The organism is Bacillus sp. FSL K6-3458, from assembly GCF_038005045.1.
Classification (GTDB): Bacteria; Bacillota; Bacilli; order Bacillales; family Bacillaceae; genus Bacillus; species Bacillus altitudinis.
Genome location: NZ_JBBOSI010000002.1, coordinates 1 through 18,692 on the forward strand (window position 1 = coordinate 1; position 18,692 = coordinate 18,692).

An 18,692-nucleotide genomic window follows, 5' to 3' on the forward strand; every position below is an offset into this window, starting at 1 on the left:
AACCCCCGGTTCCCGGGGGTTTTCTTTAGTCTTTTTTTGATTGATGTCTATATTTGATTCCGACATACAAACAAGTAAGGAAGAAAATGGTGATCCACACCCACAAGACATTCACCATCAATAATGTGGTGGCTACTACGATCAAAATTGTGAGATCTAGTTTTTTTTCTAGTTTTTTATGGGTGAGAACGAAAATGATTAGTAGAAAAGCGATGAAACAGGTGATTCCATAACTGAAAACTGCGGGCAATTTTCGCACCTCCTTATTGTAAGGCGTATACTGACAAAAGGATACAACATACTATGAAGATGAATTCCCCTTTTCAGCATCATATCCTTTTATGATGTCAATCGGATCAACTGCATCATCTTCTTGTATATATTCCTCTACATAAGGAGTGATTAATTTCTCGAACCTTTGCTCATCGCCTTCATAGTCAGATTGGAATAAATGTGCAACAGAACTACCTGTTTCTAAAGCTCTATCAATTGCATTTCTCAATTCTATCAGCCCTTTTTTATTCCCTAAAATGAAAGCTTCAAAATGATGTGTTTGCTGAGCATATATATTCTAATTGATCACTCATATACAAAACCCCTTTTAAGTAAAATGAAGTCAATTTTACATGACTGAGCATTTTTATTCTATCACCTCATTCACATTGTGATCCCTTTTTTATCACTCACTTAAATATACAAAACAAAAAACTTGTAGAAAAAATCTACAAGTTCTTCATTTCTATCAATGAAATGTTCTTTCTATTTCGCAAGCATCCATTTCTCTTTCATAAACAAACTTCTCACGATGACAAACAAGATCATCACTGTCAGCGCCGAGGAGCCGAGCGTCAGGGCAATTGACATCGGGTCAACGATGCCAAACATCAATTGCTTGCATAGTGCGTGAATATTAAGGAATGGGATCGCAAAGTAATACGTATCTAGCTGCGTAGCGCCTGCCCTCATGGTGAAAAACATCGGAATCACACCTAGTGTAATGATCATGGACATGTACGACTGTGCTTCTTTCACTGAGCTTGAAACGACACTTAGCAGCAGTTCAATCATGGATACCATGAATGAGAAGATAATTAATGCCGCAAACATAACGCCGATGATGCTCCACACTTGATCTCCGAAGTTCAGCGCTTGTTTCAGTTTTTCTGTAAAGAGCAATGTAGAGAGCAGCAGCATGCTAATCGCCACAATGCCACTTAATATACCAAACATAGAAACAGCTAGCCATTTTCCAATTAAAAGCTGAAGTCTGCTGGCCGGTGTCAGGAATAAAGCTTCAATTGACTTTCTATCCTTTTCACCTGCTACGATATCAAGCGCAGCTGGCAAAGCACCTGAGATCACAGACGTCACTAAAATCATTGGAAGGAGAATCGACAGCAGCATGGTGGTCACCCCGTTTTCTCCATCCCCGTCCTCTCCTTCTTGCACATCAACCGATTGCACCTCAAACGGATGAATCACTGACGATTTGATCTGATCCTGTGCCAAACGCTTTTCTACGACTTGATTTTGATATTGTTCCAGCAATGATTGCAGCATTTGAACCGCAATCACTGAATCATCATCTGTTGGATACCCATGGACTTTAATGGCAAACGATGTTTGATGCTGAAGCATATCGCCTGCATCTTTTGGTATTTCTAGATAAGCATTTGCCTCACCGTCTTTAACGGCTTGCTGCGGGTCATCAAATGTTTCAAGTTTCAGGTTTTTCACTTCTTTGATCATGTCATTCATATCGGACGGAAGCTTTTCATTGATTGCGACTGTATACGTTTTATCGCCTGGATCAGCGATCATGCTTTCGTAGAAAAACACGAGTCCGAGCATCGTCAAAAGAGGGATCAACACTGTTAAGAGCAACGTTTTCCTGTCTCTGAGCGAATCTGTCATTTCTTTTAAAAAGACGGTTTTCCACATTATGCATTCCCCCTTGCGAGCTTCGACATAAAGATGTAATTCAAGTCTTCACTTTGTTCCTGTGCATATAATTCTGGAAGCGTTCCTTTGTACACGAGCTCCCCTTGATGAATCATCATGACACTGTCACAAAGCAGGCTGACTTCTTCCATGATGTGGCTTGAAAATAGAATCGTTTTATTTTGCTGTTTCAACTGATGAATAAACTCTCTGAAAATATTACTCGATGTGATATCTAAACCTGTTGTCGGTTCGTCAAACAAAATAATGTCAGGGTCATGAATCAATGTTCTGGCAATCGCCACCTTTTGCTTCATCCCTCTTGAAAATCCTTTTACCTTGCGATCCATGTACTGCCTCATCCCGAATCGCTTTGCTAAATCCTCAATTCTTGCTTTGATCTCATGCTGATCCAAGCCATATAATTTCCCAAAGTATTCAAGGTTTTCACGAGCCGTCAAACGGTCATAAAGTCCCGTCTCGCCGCCAAATAAGACCCCAATTCGCTTCTTCACTTCAGTTGCTTCTTTGACTGTATCAAAGCCTGCAACATTGACTGTTCCATGAGTAGGCTCCAATAATGTCGCAACGGCGCGTAGTAATGTGGTTTTCCCCGCTCCATTTTCTCCTAAGATGCCGACGACTTCTCCTTCCTTCACGGAGAATGTCATATGTTTCATCGCCTTTACGACTTTTTTCTTATCTGTAAACCAGCAACTACAATCGCTGAGAGTAATCATTTGGTTCGCCCCTTTCGACTATCTACGTCTATGATAGAAAAAATACCGCCTGTCTGACATAAAAATGTCGCGAAACGTCCTTTTTCTGTCTTGAAATGATCCATTTTAAAAAACAAATGGTAAAATAGACAAATAATAAGAAGAGTCATAGGTGATTTTTATGATAAAAGTAGGTCTTGTCGATGATTACCGAGTGGATTTAGAAAAGCTGCATGCCATTGTCGGCAGAATGGATGCCGTTGACATCGTTTTTGTGACGCAGTCAGCGGAGGATGCATATGAGAAGGTCAAACAGGGCGACATTGATCTATTGTTTGCAGACATTGAGATGCCTGGCATGTCTGGCTATGAATTAGCAGACCTTATTCACTCCCATGCACTGAATGTGGATGTTGTATTTGTGACGGGAAACAGTGGGTATGCTGTCCATGCCTTTGATTTGAATGTCCATGATTATATTATGAAGCCTTATCAAGCTGATCGAATCGCCAAATCCTTAGAGCGCTACATGTCCACCAAGCAGGAGAAAAGCATTCACGGACGGCTTCTCATCAAGCAGCAATCAGATATCCATGTACTGCAAAAAAAGGATGTCATCTTTGTTGAACGTACTGGCAGGTCGACGACCATTGTCACAACAACAGGAGATATTCAAACATACCAAACTCTCAACGAGTTAAAAGGTGATTTAGCTGAGAAAGACTTTATCCGCTCCCACCGCTCGTTTATCATCAATATTCATTACATTAAGAACTTTTCGGCGTATGCCAAAAATTCATTTATCGTGTCTTTTGAAGGGACTGATAAAAAAGCCATGATGACGAAGCAGCAATTAGAATACTTTAAGAAATACTACTTTTAAGGAGAACGAACGTGAACGCTTTCTATCTTGGATTTCGCATATATACGCTCATCTGGCTCGGTCTTGCAGTTCAAGCTGCTGCTAAAGCTGTTCTGCCTTTGTCATCAAGCATGGTGTGGCTTCTGACCTTTTGCATCATGTGCCTTTACACCTTTTTCATTTACAAAAGGTTTTGGCTAGGTATGAGTGGTTACGTGATATTAGGCGCTTTTGTGCTCATCACCTGTTCAGGCATTTCACTTTTTCTCACGCACGGAAATGGACTAAGCCATCTTTTAACTGTCATCATCATTTTGACAGCCGATCTCCTTTCCTTCAAGGTGATGCAAACGGAGCAACGATTAAATGGTCGGCTTCAAGAGCTGATTCATGCTGAGTCGAGAACCAATGACTTGCTGCTTGAGCTGCGAAGTAAACACCATGAAACAGCTAGACATTTAAATGCCTTTTCCGCATCGAATGACGAGCATGAGATCAAAGATTTGATTCAGCAATACGTGAAACATTTCCCTTGGATCAAAGGGGAAAATGCTTATTTGGCCTCCACCCTTCATTCCTTTTTCCAGCGGGCTGAAAAAGAGGACATTGCCCTTTCACTAGATCTTCAAGCACCCTTTTCTTCTCTTCCTTTTTCTAAGGCGGATCAGGTGAGTTTTACTGGCAACCTGCTTGATAACGCATTAGACGCCGCTATTGAAGCGAAGCAAGCTGGGAACGAGGGAAGCATCTCGATCACGACTTCCATCCGGAGCGGGCTCTTTTTGATTCATTGTGAAAACAGTACTAAGGGCATGGAAAAACACGTATTAGATCATCTGTTCAAGACGTTTGGCCGCTCGACAAAAGGCGGTGATCATCAAGGTATGGGTACTTATATCATTCATCAGCTTGTTGAAAAGGCAGACGGCACGCTTGATTTTACGTATCGTTCTCCAAACCTGAGGCTCGTGATCAAGATTCCTCTCACAATGGCATAAAAAATAAGGTGCTACTTGGCACCTTATTTTTTATATTATGAAAAGATCTGATCGATTTCGTTGATTTCTTCTTTTGTTAATTGAACATCGTTTGTTTTCAAGTTTTGTAAGACTTGCTCGGCTCGTTTTGCACCAGGAATAATGGCATCAATGCCATCCTGCGCCAACAGCCACGCCAGCGCTACATGGGCTGTTTCGGCATGTTTTGATTGCGCAATGGTCTTCAGTTTGTCTACTTTTTCGAGGTTTTGAAGGAAAGCATCGCCTTGGAAAAGCGGGTCCTTTGCTCGAATATCATCAAATGTCGCATCCTTTGTAAACTTCCCAGTCAACAGGCCTGACGCCAATGGAAAATAAGGGATAAAGGAAATCCCATGCTCCACGCAGTATGGGAGAAGGTCTTGTTCTGCCTGACGTTTTAGCAGAGAATACTCTGATTGAAGCACGTCTAGGTGTCCATCTCGATTAAAGGTTTGAAGCTGTTCAAAATCAAGGTTTGATGCCCCAATTGCCCGGATTTTCCCCTCATCCTTCAATTCCTTTAAAGTACCGGCCACTTCATCCAGCGGCGTGCGGCCGTCTGGGAAATGCATATAGTACAAATCAATATAATCGGTTTGGAGCCTCTTCAGGCTGTCTTCGACCTGCTGTCTTAAGAAATCACGGCTATTGTCCAGTTCGATTTGTCCGTTTACTTCTTTATGAGCCCCTTTTGTCGCAAGAACCAGTTCGGCTCTGCCGCCTCTTTTGGCAATGATCTCACCAATCAATTCTTCTGAACGGCCCAGCCCATAAATAAAAGCAGAATCTAAGAAATTGACACCTTGATCAAGAGCAGTTTCTACTAGCTCTCGCCCTGCATCTTCACTCAGATTCGGGAATAAATTATGGCCACCTACTGCATTTGTTCCAAGCCCTATCGGATTCACCTGTAAATCAGTTCGTCCAAGCGTTACTTTTTTCAAAAGCTCATCTCCCTTATCTGCTTAATCATCCTTATTTTCCCATGAATCATTTTCAACATTCAAGTATTCTGCTCTCTGAAAATCAATCTGAAGGTGGACGCTTTGAAAGAAACAGATTCGTATGATGAAGATACACTTAAACGAAAAGCTTTGCGATGTGAATCTTAACACATCTTTTGAAATGAAAACTACCTCCGTTTCAAGATTTTTACACTCAAAACATTTAAAACTCATGATAAATAGATAAATTAATTCTTATTAACTAGTATATTCTACTTATTAAATTCCGTTTTTTATAGGTATTTGTGTAAAAATCTATCAAAGATAGGGACTAAAACCTATTCCTCATCACGAATGAAATTCGATAGAATGAATAGTGCAAATCGTCATTAGGAGATTTTCCCCTTTAACACCCGAATATACCATTCTATCTGTTTCTTTTTTCTCAGTCAGATAGCGGGAAGAAAATGACGAAAGAAAAGCAAAGGAGCATCAACTGTGAATCTTAAAAAAATAAGTGCACTCCTCATGATTTCATTCGTGATGATCATCTCTGCAGCCTGCCAGAGCTCAGCAAAATCAACAAAGGCTGACCAAAAATCAACAAAAACAGCAGAGGTAAAAGTGAATAGCTACGAATATACGTTACCAGAAGACTCAACAACTACCTTGCGAGACAATGAATTGGTGTTAAAAGTCAACCTGACGATCACCAACAAAGGTGACAAAGCCCTTTCACTATATAACTCTGATTTCACCCTTTATCAGGACGATGCCAAAGTCTCTGATTTAAAATTCTACGGCAGTAAAGACCGACTTGATCTAGGGTCATTGAACAAAGGGAAATCACTATCAGGAGCTCTTTATTTCCTAGTAGATAAAGGCAAAAAATATCAGTTCGTGTACCAAGATAGCATCAAGAAAAACAGCGATTCGATCGAAATGGAACTAGATGGCGAAAAGATACTGGATACAGCGAAAAAGCTAGATAACCCAGCAAAAGCACTATCTGCTTATACAGATCTCATTGTTTTTGACAAAAAGAATGATCAATTCTCAGAATTAACAGGTGACAATCAATCAGATGTCGTTAATAAATATCACGAAATGTTTGTGAAAGACTTTAAGAGAAGTGCAGGCATATATGGAAACGAAGTCAGTGACCGCGATATTTTATCCATGTACAAACGCATGCAAAATACAATGAAGGATAAAGCGAAAGTGGAAACAAGTGTGAAAACCATCTCAGATGACGAAGCGAAGGTTGTCGCTCAAGTAACCGGTATTGATGCTTCTAACTTAAAAGACAAACTAGACAAACAAAGAGATGAGTTTTACAACGGCAAAATCCGTTCGAAAGAAGAATTGTATAAGAAAAGCTTGAATATGTACGCATCTGAGTTTGAAAAGCTTCCTCCAGTCTCAAGCCCTGCTGAGTATGAAGTGAAAATGAAACGTAACGGAGATGGTCAGTGGAAAATTGACCTCAATGATTATAATACAGAGCAATACATGAGTGGTTTTATTAAAACAAGATGATGAAAAAAAGACGCTGGCTCCTTGAAAGGTACCGCGTCTTTTTTCATGCTATGATACAGTCGTCTCTTGCTCTTCTTTGACCGCTTTTTCAATATCTTTAAATCGGCTCGATACAGTAGACGCACTAATGCCATACTTTTTAGCAATTTGTGCTTGAGAAAGCGGGGCATCGCTTGCAAGTGAATGAATATAATATTCGATTCCCGCAGCAAATGACGCCGCTTTACGGATCACAGGTGCTTTCTGATCACAGTAAGCTTTCCAAACTGTTAAAGCGCCATCTGTCAGGCTTTGGTCACCGTGCTCTTTCATCCCGTCTTCAATCAGCTTGGCTGTTTCCAGCTGAACGTCACTCGCCCAGTCCATCCGATCTGCTGATAGTCCTACTGTACTTCCTTCTGTTTGAGCAGGCGCTTCTATTTCTTCAACTTCTTGCTTCGCAAACATACACTTCAGCACTTCAGGGAAGGCTTCTCTCATAAATGTACTACGTGCTCCTCCGTTTGCCTCATGTGCTTCAACGAGCTGGCGAACCTGAAGAAGAAGCGTATCAGTAAACTCTTTCGCGAACATCGTATATTGAATGAAAAACTCTGCTTTTTCTTCAAACTGAACAGGGAAACCTAGAACAAGACTACCTTTCTCTGGCAGCACGGTTTGATCCGGCTTCACATCAACTTCAACCTTCTCAGCTGTCACCATATTCTCAAAGTAAAGAGACTCGTCCGTTTTTTCATTTAATAAAAGCAAAGATGGCTCCATGTCTGTCCAAGATTCAACCACTTGTCTTGTTTTAGGACGGGTAATATCTTCTGCTTTTTTTGTCAGGAATTCTTGGAAGATAGTCTCTTTCTTATCTGTTAATGGGCGGAAGAAAATGCCCCATACACTCAAATGAAAGACTGAGATTTGTTGCGTTTCTTTATCCATATCTGCTAGGAAAGAAAACTCATTAATGAATTGATTGATCGCTCTCTGATGCTTAGAGAACGCATAATTCATTAAATCCTTTTGAACTTGTACAGCTTCCTTAAACACAAGCTCAGACGTTTGTTCTCCGCCTGACTTTTGACCACAGCAATGTTTATATTTTTTTCCGCTTCCGCATGGGCAGAGCGCATTTCGTTTAATTTTTCCCAAAATAAAACCTCCGACATTCTAGTCTAACCTCACTATTTTAACAAACGATTGCACAGGAGAGTTTTATTTTCAAGAAAAAAGAAAAATCAGAATTATTAGATAAATAACAAAGACGTCTAAAAGAGCAAGGCGGCTCACAGTCAAAAGCACTCTGTCTCTGTTTATTTTCTCCAATCATTCCAATAGATTTCCCTCAGCTCATCCCTTCGAATAGCTGCTTTGCTTCAAAATAAAAGATTTGCACGAACTTTTTCGTATTGACTCTTCCTGTTGACCCAGCAGATGAAGAAGTCTTCTGCATTTCTTTCATCCTTTGGCTGACATCAGTGAAATCAAAAAACTTCGACGCATAGTGCTCAAATTTAGGATTTGAAAAATCTGTGAGCCCAAGTGATGCGAAATGATTTAAAGAATGATGGATGGCTCGTCTAATTCGCTGCTCTGCTGCTTTCACTTCCCGCATCACTTCCACATCCGCCGCACCACGACCAAGCTTTCGTTCCGCCGTTTTGATAAATAGCTGCTTTAATGGCGGAAAATTCACCTCATGAGAATTGGCTGTCTGCGTTTCATGTAAGTAGATCAATATCTCTAGTAAATCCTTAGAGCCACTCTCTCCGACAATTCCTAATTCAGATAGGAGGAATTCCCCTGCCTCTTTCATCGTTCTTCGCTTTGATCCAGTACCTGTCTCATGAGAAATCACTGGCTCTAATGGCAGCACATGCCGAAGAGAAGCTTGAATATCGTAAATTGATTTTTCGAGCTTGATCCGCTCCATGACCTTTCGAATGACACTGACAATCTCAATTCGATTGACGGGTTTATGAATATAATATTCAATTCCAAGTTCATAGGCTTCTGCCATCATCTCTTTTGCTTCTACTTGAGATATCATGATGACCTTGCCTTTGAATTCAGGGTGAATATGACGTATGGTTTGAATGCCGTCTCTAGCTGGCATTAAAAGATCAATCAGAAGGATGTCTACTTTTTTCAGGTTCAATGAATGCGCTTCTAATCCAATGCCGTCATCAGCTTCATCCACGACCTCTCCTAGATCCTCATCCTCAATGATCTGACCTAAAATCGAGCGTATTGCACGATCATCATCTGCAATGAAAAATCGCATACACTCACCCTCTCTGTATTAAATTTTTTATCGGAAGGACAAGCTGAAAAGCTGTTCCTTTCGTTTCTTTCTGCTCAATCTGGATTTGACCGTCCAGCTCTTGAACCAGCTCTCTCACATAGGATAAGCCAATCCCAGTTGACGGTGTTCCATATGCATCAAATTTTGAGGTATATCCAGGATCAAATACAATCTCTCTCAATTTCTCAGGGATACCCGGTCCATCATCCTCGACCCGAATCTCTATTTTATCATGACTGCCTTTTAATACGAGTGAGATGGCTCCATCATCCTTGATTGCTTCAACTGCATTTGCCATTAAATTATTAATCAGCGATAAGAAAATGAACACATGATACTCATGCAAGTGAATGCCTTTTATATCAGATGTAAAGGAAATGTTCTTCCCGAGAGATAGCGCATATTTCTCTTGAATGCGAATCACGATTTGAACAAGATCCTCTGCCCTCATATAATCTTGCATGTTTTCCTTTGAAATCAGCTTTGAAAGCCCAGCGTAAATACGCTGATTGTCCTTTTTAACTTCATGTATTTCCCCTGCAAGCTTCAGCAGCTCCTGACTCACTTTCTTTCCTGCCTCATGTTCATTCAGCAGACGATAGAGCCGATAGGATTCTTGCGTTATGTGCTCTGTATGATTTAACGTTTTCTTTAAATGAACTGTTTCCTCATATAAATTTGAAATGACCATCATCATATGCTCATTTTGCTTCATGATTTGTTTCTCTCTTGATTGTGCCTCATACAGCCTCATCATATTAAAAAAGCTGATGACCACGAAGCTGTGAGCAAATGCAATGAGGATCATATCACTCAGCTTTGAGAAAGTCATGGTTGTATCAAACACTAAAAATTGTACAAACAGCTCAACAAAATCAGCAAGCAGTTCAATCATCAGTCCGATCAGCCCAATAAAAATGGAACGCTGCTTGAAACGTCCTGTTTGGACAACAAAGAAAAGAAAAGCATAAGTAAAGTAAAAAAAGAAGCTCGGAAACTGCTGATAAAATGACAGAGCCAGATCAGCTTTTTGCTGAATAAGATCTAAACCTACCCGAAATAGGACAATGGCTGCGCCTGTTAAAAATCCTGGCAGCAATGGTCTTGATTTTCTTAAAAGTAATAAGCAAAAGAAAAACGCAGGTGCCCCAAAACTAATACGAAATGTTTCATTCACAGGATAAAACTTCAGCTCTCCCGCAAGCGGCACAATGACGATCATAAAAATCAAAATAAATGCGTCTTTTTTGACAAGCTGGTTTAAACTCAAATGACTGACATCCCTTCCCCTGTTTACATAGCCACAGTATACAAGGAGACTCTTTGCTTCACAATGAGCAAAAAAATTATTTTCACGGCTACTTCTCTCTTCAAAATCATTTTTTATGACTATTCTCCGAGAAGGCATGGTGACCTTTCAGCTATTCTACGATTTGGAGATTGTCTACAATAATGGGAATTGTTTAGACAATTACACGCAGACTGATTTTTATTTGTAAGTTTTTCTGTAGATTTTCGTCAGATTGTGTAGTTTCCAAGATAAATTGAATGAACAATTTTAGTGAAACTATATGTAAGCGTTTTCTGAATTTTCACTAAAAACCCTTTTTGTTGTTTCGCCGCCAAAGCCTTCATTTGAACATATATTTAGGTGTAAAGGAGTGGTACAAGCAGCGCATGACAAGTTCTTTGAAGATGTGTAACATGTTTTCGTGCCTATTTGATCGCATTTTTTGTCATCCGCCAATTCAATAGGGTACTTTTTGATTTTTGATTGGAGGAATCGTATGAAAACAGCAATTTCTAATAATACACAACACGCATGCCAGTCTTCTGTTGATCAATGGGCAGAAGAAATACGTCCGTATTACAAAAACGGGCAGAACGCTGGCTACATTCCAGCACTCGGAAAAGTAAATTCCTCTCAACTTGGTATCAGCGTGATAGGCCCAGATGGATCATCTGTACGTTATGGTGATTGGGACGTTCCCTTTACCCTGCAAAGTATATCAAAAGTCATCAGCTTTATAGCTGCCTGTTTAGGAAGAGGCGTTCCGTACGTCTTGGATCGGGTAGATGTAGAGCCAACTGGTGATGCATTTAATTCCATCTACCGCCTTGAGATGCATAAACCAGGGAAGCCCTTTAATCCAATGATTAATGCTGGAGCTATTACCGTATCCTCCATCCTTCCTGGAAAGACTTCTACAGAAAAGCTAGCATATATTTTCGATTTAATCGAAAACTTAATAGGGAAGCGTCCTTCTGTTAATGAAGAGGTTTATCAATCAGAATGGGCAACTGCACACCGCAACCGGGCACTTGCTTATTATTTAAAAGAAACCAATTACTTAGAATCAGATGTCGAGGACACGTTAGAAGTGTATTTAAAGCAATGTTCCATTGAGGTCACAACAGAGGACATCGCCTTGATTGGACTGATTATTTCAAGTGATGGCTACCATCCCTTTAAACAAGTCCAAGTCATCCCAAAAGATATCGCAAGACTAACAAAGGCATTGATGCTGACATGCGGCATGTACAATGCGTCTGGTAATTTTGCTGCATTCGTAGGTGTTCCAGCCAAAAGTGGTGTGTCTGGAGGAATCATGGCTTGCGTTCCGCCAAGCGCAAGAAGAGAATTCCCATTTCAGACAGGCTGCGGGATCGGCATTTATGGTCCTGCCATTGACGATTGTGGAAATAGTATTACCGGTGTCATGATGCTGAAGAAACTCGCCAAAGAGTGGGATCTCAGTATTTTTTAAAAAGAACAGTGATGAATTCGAAGAGGTGATGTTATGAACGAAAAAGCTTTGCTATCTTATTTAACAACTACAAATGATTTTATTTGGACTTATCTTGTCATTGCTCTGTTACTTGGAGTAGGGGTCTACTTCACATATAGATCACGCTTCCTGCAAGTCAGAATGCTGAAAGAAATGCTGCGTGTTCTAAAAGAAGGAAGAAAAGAAAAAGAGGGAATCTCACCGTTCCAAGCATTTGCCATCAGTATGGCAGCACGTGTCGGAACAGGGAATATCACAGGGATTGCCATCGCTATTGCGATCGGTGGACCTGGTGCAATCTTCTGGATGTGGATCGTCGCGATTATCGGTTCTGCCTCAAGCTTTGTTGAAAGTACATTAGCTCAGGTGTATAAAGTAAAAGATAAAACAGGATTCCGCGGGGGACCTGCTTATTACATGGAAAAAGGGTTAAACAAGCGCTGGATGGGGATTTTATTTGCCATTCTGATCACGATCTCTTTTGGGATTGTCTTTAACGCAGTGCAATCAAATACCATCACCGTTGCTTTTCAAAACTCTTTTGGTCTAGATCGCCTAACTGTCGGCATCATTATGGCTGTTATTTTTGCCGCCATTATTTTTAAAGGTATCCAAGCGATTGCAAAAGCATCTGAATATATTGTCGTTGTCCTTGCCGTTGCTTACATCGGGATTGCTTTCTTTGTGATTGTCACAAATATTACTGAACTGCCAGGTGTCATCAGTACGATTGTGAAGCATGCTTTCGGATTTGAACAGTTTGCCGGCGGTACACTAGGTGGAGCATTGTTACAAGGGATTAAACGCGGTCTCTTCTCAAACGAAGCCGGTATGGGTAGTGCGCCTAACGCAGCAGCAACTGCTGTCACGAGCCACCCAGTCAAACAAGGATTAATCCAAGCATTTGGTGTATTAACAGATACGTTAATTATTTGTACAAGTACAGCCTTTCTTGTCTTGTTCTCTGATGCGTATAAAACAACCAACCTGCAAGGAATTGAGTTAACTCAGGCTTCATTAAGTCAGCACATTGGACCTTGGGCTTCTGGATTCCTAGCCATTATGATTTTCTTATTCGCTTTTAGTACGTTAATTGGTAACTATTACTATGGTGAAACGAACATTGAGTTCTTGGGAGCGAATAAAATTTGGCTCAACATCTATCGTGTTGCTGTCATTGGCATGGTTCTTTTCGGAGCTGTTGCCACTGTTCCTCTCGTTTGGGGTCTAGCCGACTTATTCATGGGTCTCATGGTCATCGTCAACCTCATTGCCATTACCATGTTGTCCAAAGTCGCCTTTGCAGCACTGAAGGATTACATGAGACAGAAAAAAGAAGGCAAAGATCCTGTTTTCTATAAAAATGCCGTTCCAAACAATGAAGAGATTGAATGCTGGGACGACGAACCTGTTTCCTTGAAAAAGAATCAAATCGGATAAAACAAATAAGCTCTGGTCATATGATCAGAGCTTATTTCTTTATTTTAAAAATTCGAGTATGAGCTTATTCACGACATCTGGTTTTTCATGATTGATCCAATGAGTCGCATCATCAACAAAAATCAGTTGTCCATTTGGGCAAATCTTGATCGTTTCTTTTGCGAGCTTTCTGCTTAGAAACTTGTCCTCCATTCCCCAGATCATGCGGACAGGCACGAGAATTCGTTTGGAAATCGGTTTTTCAAAGCCGCCTTTTTTAATACCTCGATACCAATTCAACATAGACGTAATGGCTCCAGGCTGCGTCCATGCCAGCTTGTAGCTTGAGACATCTTCCTTCGTGAACAGATGAGGTCTAGCAGACAGTCCAATGGCTTCATCCAGTCTTTGAAAGTGATTTTCTTGAAGGGCTGCCTCTGGTACATTTGGAAGCTGAAAGAACGCGATATAAGAGCTCTTCTTCCACTGCGGCGGATAAAACGGAAGGACCTTCATCATCACACGAGGATGCGGCATGTTGACGATGATTAATTTCTCTACATATTGAGAACGGGTTGAAGCAAGGTGCCAAGCAACCGCTCCGCCCCAATCATGTCCGCCGACAATAGCCTTTTGATTTGGGCTCAGCGCCTTAATTAATCCCACGATATCATCTCTTAATTTGTCTAAGACGTATGATTCGACTCCTTCCGGTTTGTCACTCAGATGGTATCCCCTTTGATCAGGAACAACGACACGATACCCCGCCTCAGCCAGGGGGAGGATTTGATTTTTCCAACCATACCAAAACTCAGGAAATCCATGCAGCAGAACCAGCAGTGGGCCATCTTCAGGACCAGCCATTGCCGTATGGAGCTTTATGCCGTTTGTTTGAATATATTGAAACTCAACTTGATCCATTCCTTTTCCACCCTTTCCCCATGTCTTATCATTCTTCCAACATAGCATATTTTCCATTTTTCAGAAAATAAAAACACTCACAAAAAAACCTTCACAAGGGTGAAGGTCTTTATTTATTTCATATAATTCAACACCCATATCAAACCATTCTTCCGATCTTGTACTTGTCCATGAAGTGCGCCAAAAAACGTATCCTGTAATTCCACAAGGACATCTCCGTCAGCTTCAAGCGCCTCGTATACAGCCTTTAACTCTTCCTCATTGTCAAACTGCATGATCAATCGAAGATTCTCCGGTTTTGGTGTGCGGCCAAATGTATCTGAAAAGTGGAGCAGTGATTCTCCAAGGTGCAGCTCAGCATGCAATACACGGTCTTGATGTTCATTTAAGATACGAATATCTCCGCCAAAAATTCCTTGATAATATTGAAGAGATTCTTTGACGTCTTCTACGACAATATAAGGACTAACGCTGATCATTTCCCTCATCCTCCTCTTGTTCCGTTCATTATCTCTTATATAGCTTATCCCAAATCGTATGAAAAAAGGCACAAATCGTCAACGGATTTGCACCTTTTTCTCAAGCAGATTTCGCTAATTCACTGTGTTTGTTAGAATATGCTGCGTACATGACGACACCGATCATCAGCCAAACCCCGAAGTACAGCCATGTCCGGCCTGGTAAATTGAGCATCAGAAACACACAACAGCCCATCGAGATAATTGGCAAAACCGGTACAAACGGAACCCGGAATCCCCTTTCCAGCTGTTTATGTGTCTTTCTCAAAATGAGTACGGATAAACTCACCATCGCAAACGTTAATAATGCACCGATATTGGCTAGGTTGGACAGATCCTTCAAATCAATAAACCCTGAAATAACAGCTGTCATCCCGCCAATCACCCATATACTTGCAACAGGTGTATCACTTTTGTTTGTTTTAGAAAACACTTTAGGCAAGAGTCCGTCCCGCCCCATCGCAAAAGCAATTCGAGTTGCCGCATAATTATTGGCGAAAATCACAGCCATCAATCCAATCACAGCACCGACAGAAATAATACCAGCCACGCTATGTTGATGGACACTTTGCAATACATAAGACATCGCCTCTGTCACATTCAACTTCGTATAGTGCACCATGCCTGTCATGACCAAACAAACGACAATATAAATGATCGTACAAATGAGCAATGAACCAATAATGCCAATTGGCAGGTTCCGCTGTGGATTTTTCACCTCTTCTGCAGAAGCCGAAATGGCATCGAATCCTAAAAAGGCAAAAAACACAGCAGCGGCTCCAGCAATAATCCCTTCCGTACCAAACGGCATGAACGGCTGCCAATTGGCTGGCTCTACATAAAAACCACCTACTACAATGAAAAGAACAATAATGCCAAGTTTCACAAACACCATGATATTATTGAATTTTTTACTTTCTTTCGTTCCTCTAGATAGGATCCACGCAATGAGTAAAGCAATGATAATTGCTGGCAAATTCATATATCCGCCTTGTTCTGGACCAGCTAAAAATTGATGTGGAATTGAGATTCCAAACCCCTCCAGCAGGCTGTTAAAATAACTCGACCAGCCACTCGCTACAGCTGAAGCAGTCAGCATATAAACAGATAATAACGTCCATCCCATGAGATGACCTACGAGTTCACCCATTGTGGTATATGAATAAATGTACGCACTGCCGAACACAGGCAGCGCGGAAGCCATTTCTGCATAACAAAGTGCTGCTAAACTGCACACAATCGCTGCGATCGCAAAGGAGAAAATAACAGCCGGTCCTGCATCCTTAGCTGCTGTAATTCCGGTTAACACCATGACCCCCGTCCCAATCACAGCCCCTATGCCCAGGAGCGTGAGATCGAGCCCGCCCAGTGTTTTCTTTACCTTTTGCTGTCTGCTCTGTTCTAACAAATCGTGAATGTGTTTCTTACGAAGTATATGTCGCAAACCCTTTCCCTCCAAAACGTTAGAAAAACAAAAAATCATTCAAATTTCATTATAGCAGAATAGGTCCTACGCATTCACAACCAATTCACGTAAATCTTTCTTCATGATTTTACCAAGTTTATTTTTTGGCAGATCCTGCGTGAAATGAATGGATGGCACTTTGTAATCTGCTAAACGTTCCTTGCAGTAATTCACCACATCTTCTTCGCAGAAATCGACAGATTCGTCTTTTACGATATACGCACTTGGTACTTCACCATATAAGTCATCTGGTACCCCAATGACAGCAGATTCAATTACACCTGGAATTTGATCAATGACCTCTTCCACTTGGTCAGGATAAATATTATCCCCACCGTATAGAATCACATCTTTGTATCTCCCTGTGATATAAAGAAAACCGTCTTCATCCAGATAGCCTGCATCCCCCATATGGAACCAGCCATCTTTGAGCACTTTCTCTGTCGCTTCAGGTTGATGATAGTAACCTAAGAAATAAAATGGGCTTCTCATGACGACCTCGCCAATTTCTCCAGCTGGCAGCGCCTCCTCTGTCTCAGGATGCACGATTTTGACTTCTACATCCGGATCCACTTTACCAGCAGAGCCCATCTTATCCTCGCCCATCGCTGGATGCCACGCACTCACAACCCACGCTTCCGTACTTCCATAGCCATGCATCATCTGAATGCCTACTTCTTTGTAATCTTTAATTAAGCGTACCGGTACCTTCGTACCACCAGAAATCGCAATTTCAAAAGATGAGAGATCGTACGAACCGCGCTTCATTTCTTCTAGCATGTACGTATAAGCTGATGGGAAAGCCATCATAAACGTAATTCTTTCTTTCTCAATCGTTTCTAAAATGCGTTTCGGTGTTGCATCATGTAAGAAGACTAACGTATACCCTTCAATTGCAGCTGCAATCAGGTGATTAATTGAACTCATATGATACAGCGGATGACTTGCCAAGTACCGTTTTCCTTTCAGATCAAATCCTCGATTCCCACGTCGTGTTAAAAATTGATAGATTCGTCCATGTCCGACCATACAGCCTTTTGGATTGCCTGTTGTACCTGAGGTGAATAAAATCATGGCCAAATCTTCTTCTGATACCTCTTCAGCAAGATCACTTCCATCATTAGACGCCAATATGTCTTCAAACAGCTGTGTTGTTTTCGCATTGACACCAGATTCCACCATGAGACAATCTTCTAAAGACACATTCACTGCCGCAATGATGTCACGGAATTCACGGTCAAAAAATAAAGCCTTTGGCTCTGCTTTTTTCAAGATACCTTCTAGCTCAAAAGAGGTAAGCTGCCAGCTAAGCGGTACGGCGACTGCACCTGCTTTAATGGCTGCCAGCATAATCGTAGAAAAGTGATGATGGTTTTGACAAATAAAGCACACCCGGTCACCTTTTCGAATTCCTTTACGGTGTAAGTAATGTGCCAGCTGATCAATGCGTTTTGCATATTCTTCAAATGTATAAGACACACCTCCGCCAGTTACCGCTTCAATTTGTGAAGAGCGTTCCATTCTGTCGTTTAGTAATGCCTGTAAAGTATTCAATATCTTCATCTCCAAACGTTTGATGTCCAATAGCCAATTTCCAGAGAATTGGATTGGCAGATTTTATCTCATTCACATTCTAAAATAAAAAAAGGTGAAAGTAAAATCATTTCATTTTGGAATTGTTCTTTTTATTAATTGATAATATAGGTAATTTTATAGCCGTCTTCCATTTTGGTTTAAATGATGATGCTTATTATGATAAGATAGACCTAGTAATTGATCGGAAAATGCGAATGCAATAGGAAAAGAGGTATGGAGAATGCAACATTTCGAGCTAGAGGCAAGTTTGTTAGACCATGCACTGACAAAGTATTTAAAGGCGACGAAACGAATAGATGAAGAGAATATCCCGAAAAACGTCACGAATGTAAAAGGGTTTATTTTACGCATCATCTACCGCCATCAATCATGTACTGTGAAAAATATTCTGCAGGAAGTTTCATTATCTCCCTCCGCAACAACAACCGCTCTCAATCACTTAGAAGATGAAGGGCTGATTATCCGCTCTAGAAATAACAATGACCGCCGTACGGTATGGATTACACTCTCTGAATCAGGTGAACAAATCGCCAGACAAATGATCGACAATCGTCAGCTGCTTGTCAATCAACTGTTCAATCACCTATCAGAAGAAGATAAAAAAACATTTTTTGAATTAATCGAAAAAATGATGGACGAGCGCACATTAAAGGCTTAGGAAATATCC

General features: G+C 41.0%; 18 protein-coding genes. 6 read left to right on the plus strand and 12 right to left on the minus strand.

Annotated elements, in window-relative coordinates:
* Positions 1–25 precede the first annotated feature (25 nt).
* From MHH23_RS19825 to MHH23_RS19840, 4 genes are all read right to left on the minus strand, one after another.
* The gene (locus MHH23_RS19825; protein WP_286069446.1) at positions 26–250 is read right to left on the minus strand and encodes a hypothetical protein; all 225 of its coding nucleotides are present in this window, start codon (positions 248–250) and stop codon (positions 26–28) included.
* Positions 251–301: 51 nt separating this feature from the next.
* Complete coding sequence (locus MHH23_RS19830) at positions 302–502, minus strand: hypothetical protein (RefSeq protein ID WP_234833527.1); 201 nt, start codon at positions 500–502, stop codon at positions 302–304.
* Positions 503–759: 257 nt separating this feature from the next.
* Positions 760–1,941, minus strand: coding sequence for an ABC transporter permease (locus tag MHH23_RS19835; protein WP_268432010.1), 1,182 nt, complete (start codon positions 1,939–1,941; stop codon positions 760–762).
* Positions 1,941–2,681 (minus strand): ATP-binding cassette domain-containing protein, encoded by a 741-nt coding sequence (locus MHH23_RS19840; protein WP_007498365.1) that lies wholly within the window; start codon positions 2,679–2,681, stop codon positions 1,941–1,943. Before MHH23_RS19840 ends, MHH23_RS19835 begins: the two co-directional genes overlap by 1 nt.
* A 160-nt stretch (positions 2,682–2,841) precedes the next feature.
* On the opposite strand from MHH23_RS19840, the gene MHH23_RS19845 reads away from it, so the two are divergent.
* Positions 2,842–3,543, plus strand: coding sequence for a LytR/AlgR family response regulator transcription factor (locus tag MHH23_RS19845; protein ID WP_007498366.1), 702 nt, complete (start codon positions 2,842–2,844; stop codon positions 3,541–3,543).
* A gap of 11 nt (positions 3,544–3,554) precedes the next feature.
* Positions 3,555–4,520, plus strand: a complete 966-nt coding sequence (locus MHH23_RS19850) for a sensor histidine kinase (RefSeq protein ID WP_251211055.1) — start codon at positions 3,555–3,557, stop codon at positions 4,518–4,520.
* 35 nt (positions 4,521–4,555) lie between these two features.
* On the opposite strand, the gene MHH23_RS19855 is transcribed toward MHH23_RS19850, so the two are convergent.
* Complete coding sequence (locus MHH23_RS19855) at positions 4,556–5,485, minus strand: aldo/keto reductase (RefSeq protein ID WP_340960150.1); 930 nt, start codon at positions 5,483–5,485, stop codon at positions 4,556–4,558.
* Between the two features lie 498 nt (positions 5,486–5,983).
* Between MHH23_RS19855 and MHH23_RS19860 the strand changes: the two genes are divergently transcribed.
* Positions 5,984–7,024, plus strand: coding sequence for a DUF4352 domain-containing protein (locus MHH23_RS19860; protein ID WP_039166413.1), 1,041 nt, complete (start codon positions 5,984–5,986; stop codon positions 7,022–7,024).
* Between the two features lie 48 nt (positions 7,025–7,072).
* On the opposite strand, the gene MHH23_RS19865 is transcribed toward MHH23_RS19860, so the two are convergent.
* The 3 genes from MHH23_RS19865 to MHH23_RS19875 all read right to left on the minus strand — a co-directional run bounded on the left by MHH23_RS19865 (position 7,073) and on the right by MHH23_RS19875 (position 10,587).
* Positions 7,073–8,164, minus strand: a complete 1,092-nt coding sequence (locus tag MHH23_RS19865) for an SEC-C metal-binding domain-containing protein (RefSeq protein WP_061417804.1) — start codon at positions 8,162–8,164, stop codon at positions 7,073–7,075.
* A gap of 193 nt (positions 8,165–8,357) precedes the next feature.
* The gene (locus tag MHH23_RS19870; protein ID WP_024719015.1) at positions 8,358–9,296 is read right to left on the minus strand and encodes a response regulator; all 939 of its coding nucleotides are present in this window, start codon (positions 9,294–9,296) and stop codon (positions 8,358–8,360) included.
* A 4-nt stretch (positions 9,297–9,300) separates the two neighbouring features.
* Complete coding sequence (locus MHH23_RS19875) at positions 9,301–10,587, minus strand: ATP-binding protein (protein WP_144679703.1); 1,287 nt, start codon at positions 10,585–10,587, stop codon at positions 9,301–9,303.
* Between the two features lie 517 nt (positions 10,588–11,104).
* Between MHH23_RS19875 and MHH23_RS19880 the strand changes: the two genes are divergently transcribed.
* Both MHH23_RS19880 and MHH23_RS19885 read left to right on the plus strand, forming a co-directional pair.
* Complete coding sequence (locus MHH23_RS19880) at positions 11,105–12,085, plus strand: glutaminase (RefSeq protein WP_008342152.1); 981 nt, start codon at positions 11,105–11,107, stop codon at positions 12,083–12,085.
* 33 nt (positions 12,086–12,118) lie between these two features.
* Complete coding sequence (locus MHH23_RS19885) at positions 12,119–13,546, plus strand: alanine/glycine:cation symporter family protein (RefSeq protein ID WP_024719017.1); 1,428 nt, start codon at positions 12,119–12,121, stop codon at positions 13,544–13,546.
* A 39-nt stretch (positions 13,547–13,585) separates the two neighbouring features.
* On the opposite strand, the gene MHH23_RS19890 is transcribed toward MHH23_RS19885, so the two are convergent.
* From MHH23_RS19890 to MHH23_RS19905, 4 genes are all read right to left on the minus strand, one after another.
* Entirely contained in the window at positions 13,586–14,446 is an 861-nt protein-coding gene (locus MHH23_RS19890) for an alpha/beta fold hydrolase (RefSeq protein ID WP_340960151.1), read from the minus strand.
* A gap of 113 nt (positions 14,447–14,559) precedes the next feature.
* Complete coding sequence (locus MHH23_RS19895) at positions 14,560–14,925, minus strand: VOC family protein (protein ID WP_008342155.1); 366 nt, start codon at positions 14,923–14,925, stop codon at positions 14,560–14,562.
* Between the two features lie 100 nt (positions 14,926–15,025).
* Entirely contained in the window at positions 15,026–16,408 is a 1,383-nt protein-coding gene (locus MHH23_RS19900) for an amino acid permease (RefSeq protein ID WP_017358611.1), read from the minus strand.
* Positions 16,409–16,474: 66 nt separating this feature from the next.
* Entirely contained in the window at positions 16,475–17,983 is a 1,509-nt protein-coding gene (locus tag MHH23_RS19905) for a class I adenylate-forming enzyme family protein (protein ID WP_061417791.1), read from the minus strand.
* A 262-nt stretch (positions 17,984–18,245) separates the two neighbouring features.
* Between MHH23_RS19905 and MHH23_RS19910 the strand changes: the two genes are divergently transcribed.
* Positions 18,246–18,683: a MarR family winged helix-turn-helix transcriptional regulator gene (locus MHH23_RS19910; RefSeq protein ID WP_007498406.1), complete on the plus strand. Its 438-nt coding sequence runs from the start codon at positions 18,246–18,248 to the stop codon at positions 18,681–18,683.
* Positions 18,684–18,692 lie beyond the last annotated feature (9 nt).